Source organism: Sulfurovum sp. (genome assembly GCF_049668085.1).
Taxonomy (GTDB): domain Bacteria; phylum Campylobacterota; class Campylobacteria; order Campylobacterales; family Sulfurovaceae; genus Sulfurovum.
The window spans coordinates 1-19,178 of record NZ_JBATIY010000152.1; the positions used below are offsets into that span (position 1 = coordinate 1).

The 19,178-nt window shown below is 35.9% G+C and carries 23 protein-coding genes; 3 read left to right on the forward strand and 20 right to left on the reverse strand.

Going from position 1 to position 19,178, the window contains the following annotated elements:
- From WBM70_RS09500 to WBM70_RS09520, 5 genes are all read right to left on the reverse strand, one after another.
- Window positions 1-2,693: efflux RND transporter permease subunit (locus tag WBM70_RS09500; protein WP_424558274.1), on the reverse strand; the 2,693-nt coding region annotated here is incomplete at its 3' end.
- Window positions 2,686-3,759 carry an efflux RND transporter periplasmic adaptor subunit gene (locus tag WBM70_RS09505; RefSeq protein ID WP_424558275.1) on the reverse strand — a complete coding sequence of 358 codons (1,074 nt, stop codon included), beginning with the start codon at window positions 3,757-3,759 and terminating at the stop codon, window positions 2,686-2,688. The genes WBM70_RS09505 and WBM70_RS09500, both read right to left, overlap by 8 nt.
- Window positions 3,759-4,952 carry a TolC family protein gene (locus WBM70_RS09510; RefSeq protein ID WP_424558276.1) on the reverse strand — a complete coding sequence of 398 codons (1,194 nt, stop codon included), beginning with the start codon at window positions 4,950-4,952 and terminating at the stop codon, window positions 3,759-3,761. The genes WBM70_RS09505 and WBM70_RS09510 overlap by 1 nt, the downstream gene beginning before the upstream one ends.
- 116 nt (window positions 4,953-5,068) lie before the next feature.
- Window positions 5,069-5,371 carry a hypothetical protein gene (locus tag WBM70_RS09515; protein ID WP_424558277.1) on the reverse strand — a complete coding sequence of 101 codons (303 nt, stop codon included), beginning with the start codon at window positions 5,369-5,371 and terminating at the stop codon, window positions 5,069-5,071.
- Window positions 5,372-5,445: 74 nt separating this feature from the next.
- A complete protein-coding gene (locus tag WBM70_RS09520) occupies window positions 5,446-6,036 on the reverse strand; it encodes a tetratricopeptide repeat protein (protein WP_424558278.1) in 591 nt (196 codons plus the stop codon).
- A gap of 180 nt (window positions 6,037-6,216) precedes the next feature.
- On the opposite strand from WBM70_RS09520, the gene WBM70_RS09525 reads away from it, so the two are divergent.
- Both WBM70_RS09525 and WBM70_RS09530 read left to right on the forward strand, forming a co-directional pair.
- Window positions 6,217-6,585 (forward strand): hypothetical protein, encoded by a 369-nt coding sequence (locus WBM70_RS09525; RefSeq protein ID WP_424558279.1) that lies wholly within the window; start codon window positions 6,217-6,219, stop codon window positions 6,583-6,585.
- 33 nt (window positions 6,586-6,618) lie between these two features.
- Window positions 6,619-6,954, forward strand: coding sequence for a hypothetical protein (locus WBM70_RS09530; RefSeq protein WP_424558280.1), 336 nt, complete (start codon window positions 6,619-6,621; stop codon window positions 6,952-6,954).
- 4 nt (window positions 6,955-6,958) lie between these two features.
- Here the strand turns inward: WBM70_RS09530 and WBM70_RS09535 are convergent, their stop codons facing one another.
- From WBM70_RS09535 to WBM70_RS09550, 4 genes are all read right to left on the reverse strand, one after another.
- A complete protein-coding gene (locus WBM70_RS09535) occupies window positions 6,959-7,216 on the reverse strand; it encodes a hypothetical protein (protein WP_424558281.1) in 258 nt (85 codons plus the stop codon).
- 145 nt (window positions 7,217-7,361) lie between these two features.
- Window positions 7,362-7,745: a class II SORL domain-containing protein gene (locus WBM70_RS09540; protein ID WP_424558282.1), complete on the reverse strand. Its 384-nt coding sequence runs from the start codon at window positions 7,743-7,745 to the stop codon at window positions 7,362-7,364.
- A gap of 84 nt (window positions 7,746-7,829) precedes the next feature.
- Window positions 7,830-9,059: a hypothetical protein gene (locus tag WBM70_RS09545; protein ID WP_424558283.1), complete on the reverse strand. Its 1,230-nt coding sequence runs from the start codon at window positions 9,057-9,059 to the stop codon at window positions 7,830-7,832.
- 13 nt (window positions 9,060-9,072) lie between these two features.
- Window positions 9,073-9,381, reverse strand: coding sequence for a DUF4282 domain-containing protein (locus tag WBM70_RS09550; protein WP_424558284.1), 309 nt, complete (start codon window positions 9,379-9,381; stop codon window positions 9,073-9,075).
- 97 nt (window positions 9,382-9,478) lie between these two features.
- Between WBM70_RS09550 and WBM70_RS09555 the strand changes: the two genes are divergently transcribed.
- Window positions 9,479-10,543 (forward strand): ADP-ribosylglycohydrolase family protein, encoded by a 1,065-nt coding sequence (locus WBM70_RS09555; protein ID WP_424558285.1) that lies wholly within the window; start codon window positions 9,479-9,481, stop codon window positions 10,541-10,543.
- Window positions 10,544-10,576: 33 nt separating this feature from the next.
- On the opposite strand, the gene WBM70_RS09560 is transcribed toward WBM70_RS09555, so the two are convergent.
- The 11 genes from WBM70_RS09560 to WBM70_RS09610 form a co-directional block, all read right to left on the reverse strand.
- Window positions 10,577-11,353, reverse strand: a complete 777-nt coding sequence (locus WBM70_RS09560) for a sulfite exporter TauE/SafE family protein (RefSeq protein WP_424558286.1) — start codon at window positions 11,351-11,353, stop codon at window positions 10,577-10,579.
- Window positions 11,354-11,857, reverse strand: coding sequence for a hypothetical protein (locus WBM70_RS09565; protein ID WP_424558287.1), 504 nt, complete (start codon window positions 11,855-11,857; stop codon window positions 11,354-11,356).
- 11 nt (window positions 11,858-11,868) lie between these two features.
- A complete protein-coding gene (locus WBM70_RS09570) occupies window positions 11,869-12,837 on the reverse strand; it encodes a hypothetical protein (protein WP_424558288.1) in 969 nt (322 codons plus the stop codon).
- A 9-nt stretch (window positions 12,838-12,846) separates the two neighbouring features.
- Entirely contained in the window at window positions 12,847-13,527 is a 681-nt protein-coding gene (locus WBM70_RS09575) for an ABC transporter ATP-binding protein (protein ID WP_424558289.1), read from the reverse strand.
- Window positions 13,524-14,702 carry an ABC transporter permease gene (locus WBM70_RS09580; protein ID WP_424558290.1) on the reverse strand — a complete coding sequence of 393 codons (1,179 nt, stop codon included), beginning with the start codon at window positions 14,700-14,702 and terminating at the stop codon, window positions 13,524-13,526. Before WBM70_RS09580 ends, WBM70_RS09575 begins: the two co-directional genes overlap by 4 nt.
- A complete protein-coding gene (locus tag WBM70_RS09585; RefSeq protein ID WP_424558291.1) occupies window positions 14,692-14,823 on the reverse strand; it encodes a hypothetical protein in 132 nt (43 codons plus the stop codon). Before WBM70_RS09585 ends, WBM70_RS09580 begins: the two co-directional genes overlap by 11 nt.
- A 118-nt stretch (window positions 14,824-14,941) precedes the next feature.
- Window positions 14,942-15,634, reverse strand: coding sequence for a nitrous oxide reductase accessory protein NosL (locus tag WBM70_RS09590; protein WP_424558292.1), 693 nt, complete (start codon window positions 15,632-15,634; stop codon window positions 14,942-14,944).
- Between the two features lie 8 nt (window positions 15,635-15,642).
- Entirely contained in the window at window positions 15,643-16,365 is a 723-nt protein-coding gene (locus WBM70_RS09595; RefSeq protein WP_424558293.1) for a nitrous oxide reductase accessory protein NosL, read from the reverse strand.
- Between the two features lie 196 nt (window positions 16,366-16,561).
- Window positions 16,562-17,452, reverse strand: coding sequence for a CoB--CoM heterodisulfide reductase iron-sulfur subunit B family protein (locus tag WBM70_RS09600; protein WP_424558294.1), 891 nt, complete (start codon window positions 17,450-17,452; stop codon window positions 16,562-16,564).
- Window positions 17,453-17,461: 9 nt separating this feature from the next.
- Window positions 17,462-18,460 (reverse strand): succinate dehydrogenase/fumarate reductase iron-sulfur subunit, encoded by a 999-nt coding sequence (locus WBM70_RS09605; RefSeq protein WP_424558295.1) that lies wholly within the window; start codon window positions 18,458-18,460, stop codon window positions 17,462-17,464.
- Between the two features lie 10 nt (window positions 18,461-18,470).
- The coding region (locus WBM70_RS09610; protein WP_424558296.1) for an FAD-binding protein at window positions 18,471-19,178 on the reverse strand (708 nt) is incomplete at its 5' end.

Here is a 19,178-nt window from a genome sequence, read left to right on the forward strand (position 1 = left end):
CCTATCAGTGCCAAAGGTACATTGATAAGCACCATCGTTGCCTGAATTAACGACCCAAAAGAGACAAAGAGAAGTATAAAGACTAAAAAGAGTGCCAAAGGTACGATAATAGCAAGTTTAGATGCCGCCCTTTGCTGGTTCTCAAACTCTCCGCCATATGTAAGGTAATATCCTGCAGGAAGTTTTACTTCATTTTCGATCTTCATCTTTGCTTCTTCAACAAAACTAACAAGGTCACGACCCTCTACATTGGTTTGAACAATGGTTTTTCTGTATCCATACTCATGTTCTATCTGTACAGGTCCTGCATTGGAGATGAACTTAACAAAGTTACTGATAGGTACGGCATTGCCATTTTCCAAAGGATAGTATAGTTTTTTAATTTTATCGAGTGAATTTTCGATCTTCTCATCGCCTTTTACCATAAGGTTAATACGACGCATACCTTCTTGGATGATTCCTACTTGTACACCGGTAACCATTACTTTTAGAAAATCATTGAGTTCTTGTTGGCTGATGTCATAGTATGCCATAGCCTTTTTATCGAATTCTAGTTCAAAGTACTCCACACCTTCATTGGCTTTTTTATAGACATCACTACTGCCTGTAATAGTTTCAAGAATACTTTTTATTTGTACAGCTATCTCTTCGAGTTGTTCATTATCAGATCCAAAAATATCGATGGCCAGATCACCTCTCACACCTGTAAGCATTTCAGAGACCCTCATCTCTATAGGTTGAGTAAATCCATACTCTATACCTACAAACTGATCAAGCACTTTTCTGATCTCTTCTATGACAAACTCTTTAAAAGGTTCTCTCCATTCTTCTTTGTCTTTAAGAACCAAGAATGTATCTGTATCGTTGAGACTCATAGGGTCAAGACCAAGCTCATCACTTCCTGTTCTGGCAATGATGTCTTTGATCTCAGGTACCGATGCCATAAGTTTCTTTTGTACTTTAATGTTAAGGGCTAAACTCTCTTCCAGGGAGATAGAAGGCAGCATCTCTACACCGATGATCATACTACCTTCATCCATAGTAGGCATAAACGATTTACCTGTTTTATCTGCCAGATACAAAGAACCCGCAAATAATCCAAAGACAACAATGACAGTACCTTTAATATTATTTAATGTAAATATTAGAATAGGTCTGTAAATTTTGGTTAAAACACGTATAAGCCAGGATTCCTTATCTTCTCTTTTTGTTAAAATAAAAGAAGAGAGAACTGGTATAAGTGTCAATGCCAAAATAAGTGAAGAGAAGAGGGCAAAAATAATACTCAATGCCACTGGTTTAAAAAGTTTACCTTCAAGACCTTCAAGCGTCAAAAGCGGCATAAACACAATGATGATAATCAGCACACCTGTAATAATAGAAGGGGCCATCTCTATAGTTGCTGTGTAGATAATATTTATTTTACTGTGTCGCTGTTGTTTAGGATTACCAAGTTCAGCAGTGATATGTTCAACTACAACTACCGCAGAATCAACCAGTATCCCTATGGCTATGGCAAGTCCACCCAGGCTCATAAGGTTCGCTGTTAAACCAAAGTATTGCATAGCAATAAAACTCATAAGAAGAGCAAAAGGGAGAATGAGTGCAACACTCAGGGCTGAGGCTAAGTTACCCAGCATTACGAGTAAAATGACCATAATGAGTATTACAGCCTCATATAGTGCATTTTTAACAGTATCTGTAGCAAGATTCACAAGATCTGAACGATCATAAAAGATCTCTATCTTTGTGTCACCAGGAAGCATTTTCCCAAGTTTTTTAAGTTCCTCTTTTACTTTGTCAAGCACTATAGCAGTATTTGTCCCTTTAAGTCCAAGTACCAAGCCTTGAACCGCTTCACCCTCACCATTTTTACTCACAAAGCCTGCACGGGTAAGGTAGCCAAATTTAACTAAAGCCACTTCATCTAAAGTGATGACCTTGTCATCTCTTTTCACTATAGGTAGTGTTTCAATATCTTTTAGGTTTTTTAGCTGTCCTATACTACGGACCAATATACTTTCTACGCCTTGAGAGACACGTCCTGCACCATCATTTTGATTGTTCTCTTCAAGTGCTTTAAATATCTGCTCAAGTGTTACACCCATTGTTCTCATTTTATTAAGATCTGGTACAACCTCATATGTCCTTACTTTTCCACCAAGTGCATTTACTTCGGCTACGCCGGATACTGAACGTATTTTAGGAGAGATAATCCAATCTAAAAGACTTCTTTTCTCTTCTAGTGATAAGGTATCTGACTCAATGGTAAACATCAAAATATCACTTAATGGGGTAGAAATAGGCGCAAGTCCGCCTTCCATATTGGCAGGCAGTTCACCTTTTATATCTGCCAATCTTTCACTTACTTGTTGTCTAGCCCAATAAATATCTGTACCATCTTCAAAATCTATGGTGATGTCACACAAACCATACTTCGATACAGAACGCATCATAGTCTCATAAGGTATACCAACCATCTTCATTTCTATAGGTACAACAATACGAGATTCCATCTCAGCAGGTGTCATGCCACTTGATTTAATAATGATCTTTACCTGTGTAGGAGAGATATCAGGAAAGGCATCAACGGGTAGTTCATTATAGGCTTTAATACCAAAACCGAGAATAACAAGTGCTAACAAAGAGAAGAAGAGCCTCTGAGCAAGTGCAAAACCTATGAGTTTATTCATCATCTTCACCTAACATATTTTTAAGCACTGCCAATGAACTCACTGCTATTTCCTTTTTAAGTGCTGCAATTGGTTTAAGATAATAATATCTGTCATCTTCTGTAAGTATTGTTACGGGTACGGATGAAAAACCATTTTTAGTTTTTACAAAGACTATTTGCGTGTCACCATCTTTGATCACAGCATTTTTTTTGACCTTATAACTTTCTTCTGAAAGAGTGATCTTCGCAGTTGTACGAAGTCCGGCAAAGACATCAATGTCCAAAGGCACAAGAAAACGTACTTGTCTGGTCTGGTTTTGTGGGTTAATGACAGGAGAGAGCTGTAAGATGGTAGTATCAAAAGTATTGTTTGTTAAAGTAATTTGTACTTTTTGTCCCTCTTTCAGTCCTTCTGTTCTTAAAACTTCAATGTCACTTTCAAGCCAAAGTGAACCTTTCTCCTGAATGATAAACAATGCATCTTCCGGACTTGTACTTTTTCCTGGCGCCGCATGTAATTCAACTACACGACCTGCCACTGTACTTGTTAACGGTATAGTCTGAGATAGTTTTAACTCTTTAAAAAGTGTTCTGATCATCTCATCACTTGCACCATAACTTTCAAGCAAGGCTTTGGATGCTGAAACCTTTATTTTATTGGCTTCAAGCTCTGAATTTGCTGCAGTACACTCTTTTTGGGGAATGATCTCTTCTTTACAAAGCATATTTTTTCGTTCTACACGTTGTTCCTGATATTGCAATTCAATCGTATCAGATATAGCTTTTTGTTGTGTAGAGATCCATTCTGTCCCAGTAACTTCAGCTAAAACCTGTCCTTCTTTGACATATTGATAATTAGCAACATTAAGCTTTTTTACATTCGCTTCAAAAGGAAGTGAAATAGAATGTAAAAGAGATGGCGGTGTAACTACTTTAGCGATAAACTCACCCAAAGGCAGTTTTTGTGAACTTATAGGTGCTTGTACTTTTATCTGCCAATTATCTTTCTGCTCTGGTGTTAATATAAGATCTCCAGCTTGGATTGTAAATGTAAATAGCGTTAGCAATAGTATTGTGTTTCTCATTATTTGTCCTTGATTTCGCTGAGTGTATAAAGTTTAAAAAGTGTGTTGTAATATGCCTTTTTCGTAGCATATATTTCTTGTCTTAATTGATATGATTGTTGTCTGTTCAGTAAATATTCAATTACAGAAGTTTCACCCAGATCATAACTCTTTTTGATCAAAGGCAAAAGTTGTTTCTTATAATTTCTATGATTATTCTTCAGTGTTTTTAGCATACGTACTTTACTGTTTAAGTATGACTTTAATTCCAAGAATCGACTTCTCTTCTCAATCATCATTTCATCATATTGAAAACCAAGTGCTGAACTTTTATACATTGCGGCAGCACGTTCCTGTTCTGATCTGCTACTTGTAAAATTTAAGGGTACAGATACACCTACACCATACCTGTTTATATCTATTTCGTTATCGTATTGAACAGAAAGACTAATTGAATCCATTGTCTTTGAATATCTTTCCAAGGCAACCTGTGTACTTTTCAAACGTTTTGTATGTGCCTCTTTTGAGAGTTGAAATTTGTCTCCCTCAAATTTTATATTGCCTTTAATAGGGTATATGTCTTTACATGAAAGTGTTGTTGTGTTTGCGTTCTTCATACGTCCTAAAATGAAAAGTTTCTGTTTTGAGATCATTTGCCGCATTTCTATCTCTTGGAGTTGTGCATACAGTCTGTTCTTCGCAATTTCAAGTTGCATGAGTTCAGCTTTTGATATCTCTTGATACTTATATGACTTTTGTTTCTTTTTATAAAGTTTTACAAACTCTTGATAGTTTTGTTTAGAAACTCTATAATATTTTTTATCTAAACAGTGGTTATGATAAAGACTTTTTATTCCATTTTCAAAACTTAATATTTTTATATCTTCCTCTAAAAGATAAGCTTCATTATTTAGACGGATGATACTTTGTTCTTCTTTTTGGGTATTCCCCCAAGAAAATTCTTTTGAAAGTCCAACTGAGTATTCAGTCTCATCTTTCCCAATAATAGGATCTGCATTGCCGACTGAGCCATAAAGCTCCATAGGATCTAAAGATGTATCTGCTAAATTTCGTGCTTCTAGTAAAAGACCTTCTTGTTCTAAAGCCTCTGTAAGTGTACTATTGTTCTTTGCAGTATCTAAGACCTGTTTTAATGTTAGTGTTGATGTATGACCAAGTTGTATCAGTAATACAAATAGGAAGATCTGTTTCATAAATTTATTTCTCTTTCTTGTATCTATAGTATTTAAAATCAGTTATGATCTTCACTATTGAAAGCATAAGATCATCACTGAACAGTGTTCTAATAAAATTGTAAATATTGTAAGATTTATACTATAGGAGGTTTGTAAGAAGTCTTTTCAAAGGGAGGACTATACTTAATTGAAAGATGTGGTATCGTCTCTCTTTTGGCAAATTGTATAAGCGTATTTTTAGAAGGTGTTACAATGGCCATAAAATGAAACATGCTATGTATTTCATTAAATTCAGCACATTCAGAAGAGGGGGCATCATCATTCATGTAGTGTACAATATTGGCATGTTCCTCTTTCTCAAGAAGGGAGATAAACGAATCATGAAAAATATTAAAAGAAAGCATGAATAGCATTACAAATACAAGTTTTGTTCGCATAATATCATACTCCTTTGCTACTTTAATTTTTAAGATTTTACAAAAAATATATTAAACTCAGGATAAAAAATATACTATTTTTCAAATGTTCTATAGGATTTCTGTAGTAATTCAAAATTTTCACATCCTAAAATTTCACCAAGAGAACAAGCTTCACGGAAAAGTGATTTGATCACTGAAGTACTAGAGTCAGGATTTAGATCCTCATAATATAGTACGCCAAGTTTATAACATCCTAAACCACTCTGAAGATAACAAGCTTTTGTGTAAAACTCTTCTGCTTTCTTTAGATCTTCTTTTATGCCTTTACCATGATGGTACATATTCCCAAGATTTGTACATCCGTCACCACTTTTACCATTACAGGCCTTTACATAAAGCTCTATAGCTTTTGCATAATCTTGTGTTACGCCATTACCAAGCTCATAAAGAACTCCAAGACCTGTACAGGCATTAAAATCATTTCCATCACAGCCTTTCGTGTAAAACTCTTCTGCCTTTGCATAACTTCTAAGTACTCCTGCACCATGGTCATCATACATCTCTCCCAGTTTAAAACAGCTAGTAGCATTACCTTCATTACACGATTTCGTTCTTTTTTCAACTTCGCCTGCACTCAAACTCATCCCTGTTAATAATATAAATACAAATAGTAATTTTTTCATTCTTTCTTCCTTATAATATATTAAATTATACTTTCACTGTATTTCGTTCAGCTTAATGATTCTAAAAATAGTATTATATAGTTTATAACATATAATTGTATTGGTATAAGAAACCTTATTTTTCTGTTTACAAGTATAAAGCTATTAGGCTATACTTGTACTAAGTGAAAAGGATGGAGAATGAAAAATATCATAAAGACATTTAGTGCTTTGTTAATAATAATTACACCGAACATCGTATCAGCAGGAAGTGTGATTGATGATACACTGAAAAATCAATGTAAATATATATTATACGGCAACATGGAAGGAACCAATAGTGACCAAGCAGATGGGTATCTTCTTGGGTTTGTTCAGGGTGTTGAATACATGACGGCTGAAGAAGACCTAACAGACTTCTTGAAAAGCAGAAACAAACGTATGGTTATAGAAAGAGCCTGCAAAAATGCTTTAAAGAATAGTACTCAAAAAGGTTTTGAATCTGATTATAAGTTAGAAGCTTCTAAACTGGTGTCCAAGAGTATACATACTCAGAGAACAAAAAAATAATTGAATCAATCATTGACTGAGAAAAGGATAAATATGAAAGTCTTAATGTGGATGTTTATACTATTTTTGATAATAACGCCAGTCACAACTTCAGCAGATACACGAATTGACGAGATTCTGAAAAGACAATGCCAATATTTAGAGTATGTTAATGGAAGTATCAAAGGTATGGATGATAGTCTTTTAGCCGGTATTGTTAGAGGTATAGGGTATGTAATACCTACTGTAGACCAAACAAATCTCTATAAGAACAGTGATGTTGATATGATTAAATTCAAAGCATGCCAAAACGCATTAAAGCATACTACGATCAAAGGGTTTGAATCTGATTATAAGTTTGAGGCGTATAAGCTAATATCTACCAAATAATCGCTTACAGATTTTCAGGACATTCATTGCACTCATTAAGAATCTCTTCCATACCTTCTACAGATATTATTTCTTGAATACATTTGTCCATTGAGCTTATAAAGCTTTCCGATACTTTACCTCCTGTATCACAATAGATTATGAGCATACGGCAGTATCTTTTTATTGTATCTAGAGGTACTTTTGAAGTATCCTCCATTTTCTCTTCCGCTTTTTCAAGAAACTTTTTTGTACATTCATCTGACATGTCTTGCATATTCATTTTTAACCCTTGGTCTTTTATGACCGTAGTGTAGCAAAAGAAACATAAAGGTGTAAAAATAAATGTTTTTAAGTGTATATAAAAGGGTGAAAGAGGAGAGGGATAAAAGATATATCAAGCCCCTTTGGTAAGGGGCTTAGAGAGACTAGTTAATTTCAACTACTTTTTCAGTACCTTCCCAGATACCGTGTTTTGTACAGTAACCATGAGCAATAAGCTTAAGTTTCTTACCTGTTGGAATGATTGTAAATGTAGTTGTGTTGTGTGCTTTAGTGTTACCAAGAGTTCCTGGAACATAAGAAGCTTTTGCAAGTTGAGTCTCACCGTCGAAAAGTGTTACCGATTCGATGAAGTGATCAAAATCATCTGGGTGAGTATATTCGTTACCCATTTTTACAGTTACTTCAAATGGCTCACCAGCAGTAGCTGTGTCTGCACAGTGGATAAATGGAGAGTGTCTGTCTATAAGGTCTTTTTTCGCTTCTCTGTCGATTTCTGAGATGTCTTGGTATTTGTTAATTTTTGGCATTTTATTTCCTTTTTTATTTTTGATGGTGAGATTATAGCACAAATAAATTTAAATAGGATAAAAATAGTCTTATTTATTTAAAATTTAATGATGTTTTCCAAAATAAAAGTCCAAAAAGATAAGAGCCCTGTAGTTAGGTTCGTAATCATATTGTCTTTCAAATGACACAGAAGGCCTAATTTCATAATAAAACCATTTACGCCAAATATTTTCTCTCCAACTAAGAGTAGTGACATAACTGTTTATACCACCAAAGGTTTCAGTTTCTGGAAGTCCTGCACTGGTATCAACTGTATACTCATATTTTGTATTCCCATAAAATGATTGTGCAATACCAAAACCAGCATCAATTTTTGTAGCCTTAAAGTACTGGGCCGATAAGAAATAATCCATACCATCGGTTTCTTGATGTGTACTTCTGTGAAGTTGTACCCTGACAAGTGATCTATCACTCCATGACCTGTCAAAATAAAAATTTGTTTCTTCCTCAAATTTATCATCAGTTGAATACTCAAATAACTGAACAGTGTCCATACGCCATTCATCTACCATTATAGGCATATTATACCTTGCTTTAACAAAAGGGTCTATACCACTTAACCCGACTGAATATCTTGATCTGATCTTACGTATTGGTGCATAATAGTGCAGACCAATATCAGGTGTTCCCGTATCATCATTTGAAACATCCTGTAATGTGTTATCAGCATTTTCGACAGTGAGGTCATCAATAAAGATCTTAAGATGTTTTCTACTTCTACTAAAAGGGGCCTGTGCTCTAAGCTTAAGATCAAAATCATTAGAATCTTTTGTTTGAAGATAGCTTTGTAACCGAACACGAATATAGGTATTCTCTGTCTGATCCAAATATCTATCATTCTGAAAGAATTGATCTACAGCATTAACTTTATCTTCCAGTGTATTAACAGATACATTTGACTCACTAATAGGACCATTATTTTTAGGCACAGTTCTATTGCTTTTCACGACAGTCGTATTGGTTTTTTTAGTTTTTTTAAATGGTTGTAGATCTTCCGCAGTTGTATTGGTTTCAAAAGTCGTTGTATTGCATTCAAACGAAGTAACAGTTGTGTTCGTATCAAAGGTTGTTGTATTACATTCAGTTGTATTGCTGTCTATGAGCCAACTACTCACTTTTACATCTAAGATATCAGCCCATTCAATCACTGACTGGGAAATGTTTTTATGCATGTCATCAACATAATAAGATTCTTCTGAACTAGTTTCGTTACTCTCAGCATTACATAATGAAAATGATAACGAAACAATAATGATGCCTTTAAAAATATTCACTGTTTCTAAATCCTTAGACTAATTTCATGAGAGCATCATGCATATCAAAATATGCAATGAAAAACTCAAACATCATTCTCCAAAGTATCTCCATACAGAGAAAAGAGATGATAAAGATAGAGTACATAATAAAACGCTGACGGAAAGTAATATGTACAGTTACTTCTAGCTCAAGATCTATACCTTTTTTAGAAAGATAAACTGTTTTTATCCAGTGGACCAAGTACCAGCTAACTACAGGAACAAGTATAGCTCCAATATAGTAGATAAGTATAAGTAGCGTAGGGGTGATAAATGTCTGAAATGTTAAGAATTCTTTCATTACCACCCTTTAGTCAATCATAATATTAGTATACACTAAAAAAATAAAGATTGTTTGGTTATATTTAAAATAATTAAATAAATAATTAGGAACGATAATGAGCAAGAGAACAAAAGAAGAAGCTGTAAAAGGTGCATTTTTTGGTGCATTAGTAGGTGATGCTCTAAGTTTAGGGAGTCATTATGAGTATGATGCCCCAAAGATCTATAAAGCCTATGGTAACAAACCCATAGAGAAATTCATGGGTCCAGGTGAAATGATGGGTGGGCAGACGCACGGTATAGGCTGGGGTGAACGTAACTATCATCCGGGAAAGAAAGCAGGGGGAACTACAGATTATGGTGACTATAATATCTTAGTACTTGAGCATCTTGCTGCTACAGCTGATCCTCCACGGGAATTTGATGTCGCAGCACTCATTCCTCATTGGATAAACCGTTTGACTAACAATTGGGGCTCATGGATATGCACCATGACAAGAGAGACTTTTGCACAGGTTCAGGCAGGAAACTCCATAGATAAACTTGGAGGCATTTCCAATGCAATGGCCATTCGTCATGTTGCAGCACATGCATATTATGATGATGAAGAGACGTTGGCAAAAGTAGCTAGAAAAACGATGTTCACGCACACCAGTGAAGAAGCGCTAAGCGGTGGTGAGTTTTTTGCACGTGTCACACACAGGGTGATACATGGCGTACATCCACGTGATGCAATGGAACTTGTTGCCGTACAGATGAGTTCATTCATATCATCAAAAGTATCTCAGGCTATCAGTAAGTATAAAGAAGCCACAGATGAAAGCTCAGAGCTTTCTAAAGAACAGTTTGTCGATGACCTTGCCCTTACATCCATGGCAAGACTCTGGGACATAGGGAGATCTGAACCTATACGTGTAGGGAAGGCCAGTCCTACAGAAGGTACTTTACCAGGAGCAGTCTACTTTATACTCAAGTATGCTGATCAGGAAGATGGACTTAAAAAAGCCTTGCAAGCCAATACTATGGTTGGAGGGGATAATGCTTCGCGTGCTATAGCCATTGGCATGGTATTAGGTGCGTATAAAGGTGTGGATGCGATCCCACAGGAATGGAAAGAGAGTTTAGATGACTATACTTACTGCAATGATCTACTGGGTACATTACCTCTTTTAAAAGCGTAATACTATGCCAAATGACGAAACTTTTCAGTCATATTATTGAATGACCTCAAATGGAGCCAGATTACTTACGTTGGCTTCACTTTCTCCAGCTTTTTCTTCACCTTCACAACAGTTCAATACCGACTTCTCTGGATTTTCTATGAAGTCATAACCTCTGTAAATCGTATAGATCCCAAACAGAATCACAATAATGGAAGCCAAATTCATCATCATTTTTCGTAATGAACTTTTAGTAAGTAGCTGTGTAAAGAATCCCAAGCTAAAAAGTGCCGGTACGGTACTAAGACCAAAAATGAACATCACCAGTGCACCCCAGAGCGGACTACCAGTACTTGCAGCAGTTACGGCAAAGAAGTAAACCAGTCCACAAGGTAAGAGACCATTGAGCAGTCCTAAAATATAGAAACTGTAGAGTGATTTGGATTGTAAAACTTGACGGAACGCATCCTGGTACCATTTACTTCCTGAAAATGAGTGTTCCAGTTTTGTCAAAAACTCCAACTTTCCTAAAAGAGAGAGCCCTGCTAATATCATGAAGATACCTGCAATAATGGTCAGTGCAGCTGTAGTGTAGCCATTGAACTGTGCTACGCCACCGATAGCACCAAAAATTGCTCCTAACATCACATAGGTAGTAATCCGTCCAGAAGAATAGATAAGATGAGCAAAACCCTGCATCATGCTTGTCCACTTTGTATCTACTTTTCTACTGCTATATGCGATGACAATTCCTCCGCACATACCGATACAATGTCCAAAAGAGCCTAAAAAAGCAATAGTTGCAATAGAAATAAGATCAATACTTTCCATCTACTCTCCCAAAAGTTTTTTTCTGATTTTAGGATTTCCTAAGTGTTCCCCTCGTAATACATATAGGGACATTGTAATAAAGTCTATGGCATCTTTAGTTTTATGTTCTCTTGCACCGAATCCATAATGCATGGCTGTTTGATCAGCTCTTCCATACCAAGCATTTCTTGCGTCTATCCATTGTTCTGTATCAATACTGTATATCCACAGCTTGGCTGTGTTCTTAAACGATTTATCTTGAAGCCATAGGACCATACATGCAGGGTCGTCAAAGAACCATGTATTACCATCTGGGGAAACTACTTGTGAACTGTTTCTTTGTTCGATGATAAGCATTTTACAGTACGGATCATTTGTAAAATTGACTTTAAGTGGCAAGGCTTTCATTTCTGCATTGCCTTTTTCGATAGTCACTGGTTGTTTATCTTTAGCCATCGAGATAAAAATGACTGCGATGATGCCCATAACAGTAAGAATAATAAGCAAAGGTATAAGTTTCTTCATAAAGACTCCATTTATAATAATACACCATTTCTCAGGTAGTAGACTGCTACATAAGCCGTGCATAATAACACAAAGACACTAAGTAAACGTATTACAAGTTTTTGATATCTCATTTCTGCTTTTCTTAACCAAAGCATAGAGACAGCATCACTTAATCCAATATAACTTCCCATGAAAAGAGATCCCCATAAAAGATATCCGATATAGTGATACTCTGTCTGCAACATACAAAATGGACACTTATGTGTTGGAAGTTCGTAAATATACGTGCCAAAAAAATAAATCACTGCATAGTAGGCAATCAAAATGAAAAGCACATTTGTAAATACATAAAGCAATGTGTATCCAATTTTTAGTGTAAGAATCAATAAAATATACAATAGGTAAAAAAGAACCAACAATAAAGGAGTACTCAATCCAAAGGGAAGCGGGTTTGCTCCCTCGAGTTGACCGAAAAGTGCTGAACAGCAACTTACAGGCATATGTGTATCGATGTTTGAAAAATAACTAAAGTCTAAAGCCAATTCTAAAATAATAAATATAAAGATCAGACTGAATAGCCATGATTTTTGTTTAAACCACTGATGATTCTTTGTATGCATATCATAGTAATGCACATAAAGCCAAAGTGTCAACAAAAAGAGGATGAATAATTTCAATGTTAAAAGATATGATCCGTATTCATTCGCTTTTATCACACCTGCACCACACATAGCACCAGGTAATAAAACTGCTAAAGCATCAATACTGAAGATAAAATAGATGACCAGCACAAACTTCAAAAGAAAAACAAATAGAATAATAGTACTTACTAAATATGCCTGTCTTTCTAAGGAAAACTGAAATGGTGTAAAACTCTCAAAGTCCCACTTCACTAAAACTTTTAATGAAACTACAAAGGCTATAAATAATAAAGTAAATAAAGTGAATTCACTAAGAAGAAATACGATCACTTGATTTGAGAGGAGTGCTTCATTCATACGATTACTTTATACAATCTTTCCATCAACCATTGGAACTGTCATGCTCTCAAATGCCAAGTTGTCAAATAGAGGATCATGTGTGGCAATAACGATCGTTTTACCCATACGATGCAATTTCTCAAGCATATCAATGAATAAAAGTGAATTATCTCTGTCTAAATTGGCAGTGGGTTCATCACAAAGAATGATATTTGGATCAGCAACCAACGCTCTAGCAATCGCTGTACGCTGTTTTTCACCACCTGAAAGTCTACTCGCAAGGATATCCTGCTTATGTATGATATTTGCAACTGTGAGTGCATCATTAACCTTCTGATGGATATCTTTCATTGTTAATCCAGAAGGAATTAAGGGGATAGTGACATTTTCATTCACTGAGAGATGTTCAAACAAATTAAAGTGTTGGAAGATCATTCCTATCTTTTTGGCACGAAGTTCAGATGCAAACAGGTCAGGAAGTTTACTGATAGGTTCACCTTCTATAAGTACTTTTCCTGCACTAGGTTTGTCTAATCCAGCTATAAGTGAAAGAAGGGTTGTTTTACCACTACCGCTTACACCTTTAAGTATTATACACTCACCACGATGTACAATCAGATTGATATCTTTGAGTACAGGCACTTTATTGCTCCCATGATGGAATGTTCTATAGAGATTTTCTATTTGTATCATTATTTTATCTATCATAACATAGCCTCTTTTGGATCTGTTACAGAGACTCTCCACACAGGTATCAACACTGCTGCTATAAAAGGTAGGGCATAAAGCAGAAAGATGGAAGTCAAAACAGAAAAGTCAAGTACAGGTACGAAAGATAGAGTGTTTTGCAAATTTTGTCCACCTAAGAAAACTTCTTTTAAAAGAGGAGCACCCAAAACAAATACGTACATATAGGCAATAAACAGTCCTATCACATATGATACCACTACAACGAGAAATGTTTCCATAAATTTCAGTTTCAATACATCATTGATACTCCACCCCAAAGCACGAAGCAAACCGATATGTCTTCGTTCGCTAGAATAGACCATACTGTAACGTTGATAGAGTATCAAAGTAAATGTACTGATTAGCATTAAAAAGAGTATAAGGAAAAATCCCCCTTTATAGTTGTAAAGGTTTTCATATGATTTTTGTACATCACTTTTATTTACTACATGAAGGTCATAATGTAGGGCAGAGACCTTATCAGATATCATATACCATTCATCCGGATTTGGTACAGTGAAGGTAATATCTGAGACTTGGTCTTCTCCATATCCCAGGATCTTTCGAGCAAGATCAATAGGCATCACCATCATATCATTAGTGATAAGATTGGTCTGTGAAGGTAAGACTTTAAAAATATGTACATTTTCAAATTCACCTTTGGGAGTGAGAAAATTATAGGAGTCTTTGTAAAAGTGTGTATCAAGATACGCTTTCACACCTTCACCAACCAACATATGGTTACCATTAAAAAAGGCTTTTATATCTGTTTCATCTAAAAGTTTCTGAAGGTTTTTATGACTTTGCTCTTCGAAGAAGTCTACACCGATTATAAGAAAAGATCGTTTATTTGCTTCAAAGAAATATCGACCATGAACTCTAGGTGTAACTTTACTTATGCCATGGATATCAAGTAATTCATCACCCCAAGAGTTAGGTGTTGGGACTGTCGTTCCACCTTGCGTACGATTTACCACAAAGTCTGGTTGTACATGCAAGGTTTGTTCCAATGAGAAACGTATAGAAGAAGAGATAAAGAGAGCAGAAGAAAGTAGAAAAAGTATCATGACTGATATAACTATTACACTCAAATGTTTACTTCGTTCTTTAAAAAGCTGCAGCGTAAGAAAATGCCAAAAAGCGCTAGTGTTCATAGATGAAGTCCATTCTTTCTAGTCCTTGCATTTCAGGGTAGGTAGTGTTATACGTTGATTCATCATATCCTACACTTAAAGAGAGTGGAGTCATGTGTACAAGTGCTGTCATGTGTTGCATGGGTCTTGTAGATTTTGTATAAGGAAAAAGCACGTAATGTAAACCCATTGCAAATATCATAAATATCAACAAAAGAACTAAAGCGGCAAATGGTTTTATCAAGTCTCTTTCCTATGAATTATTCAGTATATTCTATGCCATCAAGACCCATAACAAGCTGGGGAGTGATATCAATAAAGAGGATGATCTTTTCACCTCTATGGTCTGTCATAAAATTTTCTGCTGCTTCTTTAGTAAGAAATGGAATAAGTTCATTACCCATTGGTCCATAGACGTCCGAACCTACGACATATAAGGCTTGTTTTGCATCAATGGCTTCAAGTGTATAAAAATCTGTGACCTCTATATGGTTTATCTTATTTCTATCAAAAGGAAAATCTACATCGAAGATATAAAACTTCATCATATCTTTCACCCCATCAAAATAGTATTTCTTATCCTCTACATCTATAAGAGCAGCCCATTTAGGATATTTGGCAACAAACATGCCGCATACAGGGCACTTAACCTCTTTGGGAACGGCTATTTGTCCTTTTACACCTTTAAAAGTCTCAGAATGACCTGCCATAATAAAATAGGCTAGGGCTTCTTTATTACGTGCATTTAGTACAGTACAAGGTTGAATATTTTCTATCTGTTGGAAGATGTCTTGAAGGTTTTTACTTTTGATTTTAGAGAGCTTATTTTCATCACAGAGATTTAATGCTACCTTCTCACCTTTTTGAACGAGCTTGGCATACTTGGAAGGTGAGATACCTTCCGCATATGCTAATCCCAAAAGTAAAAAAGAAAGTAATAAATAGTGTTTCACTGAGAACCTTATTTATTACGTAGATTCAAATAAATACCAATAGCTTGTAGTTTTTTACCCTTAATTTCTCCGCAAGGTTTTTCAGTCATTAAGTATGTTTTCGCTTCAGCAGTACTGGTGAAGTTAGCATCAACAGGTGTACACATTTCTTGATACATCATTTCACCTTTTTGTGCAGCCATAGCCTGTTTTTTCTGTACCATAGCACTCTCTTTTGCAAGTGTACTTTTCACTGACTCCAAAACAGCATAATATGTCATTACTTTTCCACCATTTTCTTTTGCAAATTTTTCAGCATCAGATTTTTTACCAAATGCATATTTACTGGTCATACTCATCGTACCAGGTTTTGAACTACCAAAAACATACCAGGATTTTATAACGTCTATAAATTCTAAAGTCGTATTATCAACCACTTTAACACCAGTTACTTTACTACCATCAGCCATAGCTTCAGCTAAACAGTGGATAGAACAGAACTGTGTACTCTTGCCATCTACATGTGCTGCATGGTTTGTTTTGTAGAACATTGGAAGTGTCATCCCGCATTTAGGACAATACATTTTACTTTCACCTTCTTGGAGTATCACTGCTTTATCTGGAGAAACAGCCTGAAAACGTGTAGGCATCTTTTTCCCATGTGCTGCATGCATCCCATGTTTCATTTCCTCAGAAAAACCATTTGAACTCACCATAACCAATGCTGCAATCAGCAATACAATTTTCTTCATACTCTCATCCTATGTATTCATTTTATTTATCTATATTATAACGATAGTGTTAAATTTGTGTTAAGAAAAAGTTAGACTTTTTTAACACTTAATTATATCACGTTTTATATAAGTGGTTTTTAATTTTTTCTGTTTTAAGGAGAATGATTGGTTCCAAACTTACTTCTTTGGAACCAATGAAAAATGTAGTATTTTTTTATGCTGTATAAAGGTGTTTAGCTTTCTGAACATGGAAGTTTAGACCGATCTCTTTTTCTGTACAACCAAGAGCAAGGGCAACCATCTGTGGCATGTGTAAAACAGGAAGTTCTACGTCACGGCCCATCACTTTACCAATACTGTCTTGATATGTATCCATCTTAAGATGACAGAGTGGACATGGCGTAACCATCATATCTGCATTGTTGTCGATAGCATCTACCAAAGCATTACCAGCCAATACTTCAGAAGTATGGTTTGCTTGAAGCTCCACGTGGAAACCACAACACTTGTTTTTACTTTCGTAATTTACAGGATTACCTTCTAATGCATCTATCAGACTGTCCAAAGAAGTAGGTTTGTAAGGATTTTCATGACCATTTGCTTCTTCATGTAACTCAGAAGGACGAATGTTGTGGCAACCATAGAATGGCGCTATATTTAGGTGGCTGAGCGGTGTAGTAACCTTTTCTTTCACATTCTCTAAACCATACTCATCTATAAGTGTATAGAGGAAGTGTTTGATCTCAGATGTACCTTTATACTCCAGTCCTACTTCTGCAAGCTTTTCATTAACCCTGGCTTTTAGTTCAGGATCAGTGTCAAGCGCATGTTTGGTCATCGCAGAATTAAGCTGACAAGTGTTACAAATGGTGATCATCGTAAGCCCCAGTTTTTCTGCATAACAAATGTTTCTAGCATTCAGTACATGTGCCAAGAATTCATCAAAATCTTGTATGTGAGATGCACCACAACAAGATGCCTCTTCTAATATAGTGATCTTAATACCCAACTTATCAGCTACTGCAAGAGTAGATGAAAGTAACTCAGGAGTAGACTGCTTAGCAGTACATCCTGTAAATAATGCATAGTGTAATTGTTCGCTCATCTTTTCTCCTTACAGCTTGTTAGTTTGAGAGATCTCAATTAATTTTTGAACCTCTTCTAAGTTTTTTATCTTTGGAATACTATCTATAAACGGTATTCCTGAGTGCCAATGTATCTTACCGGTTTTCATCATTTTCATTGCAGTTCCAAGATGCTTATACATACCAAGATAGCCTTCTGAATAAAGTACGATATCAGCTTCATCCAAATAACCTGTTTTCTTCATACCTCTTAAGAAACCTTCTGCGTGACGTGTTGCAACATTACTTTCAGCTACACCATACTCGAACTGCATATTGTGAAGTTTTCCTATCTTCTCGATAGGATTTACTTCTTTAGGACATGCTTCTGCACATTCAAAACATTTTACACAATCCCACACACCAGAACCAGATTCAAATGTAATTTGAAGTCTCTCTTCAGCCGCTTCATCTCGTGTATCAGCTGTAAACCTATAGGCAGCAGCTAAAGCAGCAGGCCCAAGGAATGCATCATTTACTTCAAGTGCCGGACAAGCATAGTGACAAGCACCACACTGGATACAAAGGTCTGCATCAAGTAAGGCATTGAACTGTGCTATAGACTGTTTAGACTCAGATTGAGGTGTAGGATCAATGTCAGCAACAATATATGGCTTAACAGCTGCATGTTTCTCCCAGAAGTCTGACTTGTCAATAATCATATCTTTTACAGCACGTTTTTTAGAGCTTGGTTCAAGCGTGATATCATTATCGAACAGATCAAGCAGTTCGATAGCATTTTGTTTACATGCAAGAACCGATTTACCATTAACTTTAATGGCACATGCTCCACAAATACCATGTCTACAAGAACGTCTATAAGAAAAACTTCCGTCATGTTCCCATTTGATACGGTTCATAAGATCAAGTATTAGCTCATCTTTTCCTACTTCCATTGTATACTCTTTTGTATACGGGAGGTAATCAGTTTCAGCGTTAAATCTCCATGCTTTTATGGTGACTTTTCTAGTATCTTTTAATACACTCATCATAACCTCCTTAATATGTTCTTTCTTTAGGCTCAAACTTACCAAGCACAACATCACCCCAATCTAATGAGATGTTAAACTCTTTATCCATATACGCGTAAGTATGTTTCAAGAATCTTTCATCATTTCTAGTAGGGAAGTCTTCACGATAGTGACCACCACGGCTCTCTTCTCTATTTAGTGCTCCAACTACAATGAACTTTGAAAACTCTAACATGTGTCCAAGCTCTATTGCTTCTTGAAGTTCAGTGTTAAATGTAAGTGACTTATCATCAATTCTGATATTGTTAAATCTCACTAAAAGATCATCAATCAAAGCTATTTGTCTATCGAGAGACTCTTTAGTTCTAAATACACCAGCATCTGCGGTCATACCAACTTGAAGTTCATTTCTAATTCCTGGTACAGTTTCATTACCACTAGATGTTTTGATCTTCTCTATCTCTGCCAACATCGTATCTGCATCTGAAGGCTTTGCCTTACGAAGTTCAATGCCTTCATCAATTTTTTTAGCCATGTTCTGTCCAGCATGGCGACCAAATAGGAGGGCTTCAAGTACAGAGTTTGCACCTAGTCTGTTCGCACCATGAACAGATACACAAGCACACTCACCAGCAGCATAGAAACCTTCTGTGAGATCTGTTGGAGATTTACGTACTTCACAGTTAATGTTTGTTGGGATACCACCCATAGAGTAGTGAGCCGTTGCAGAAATGTG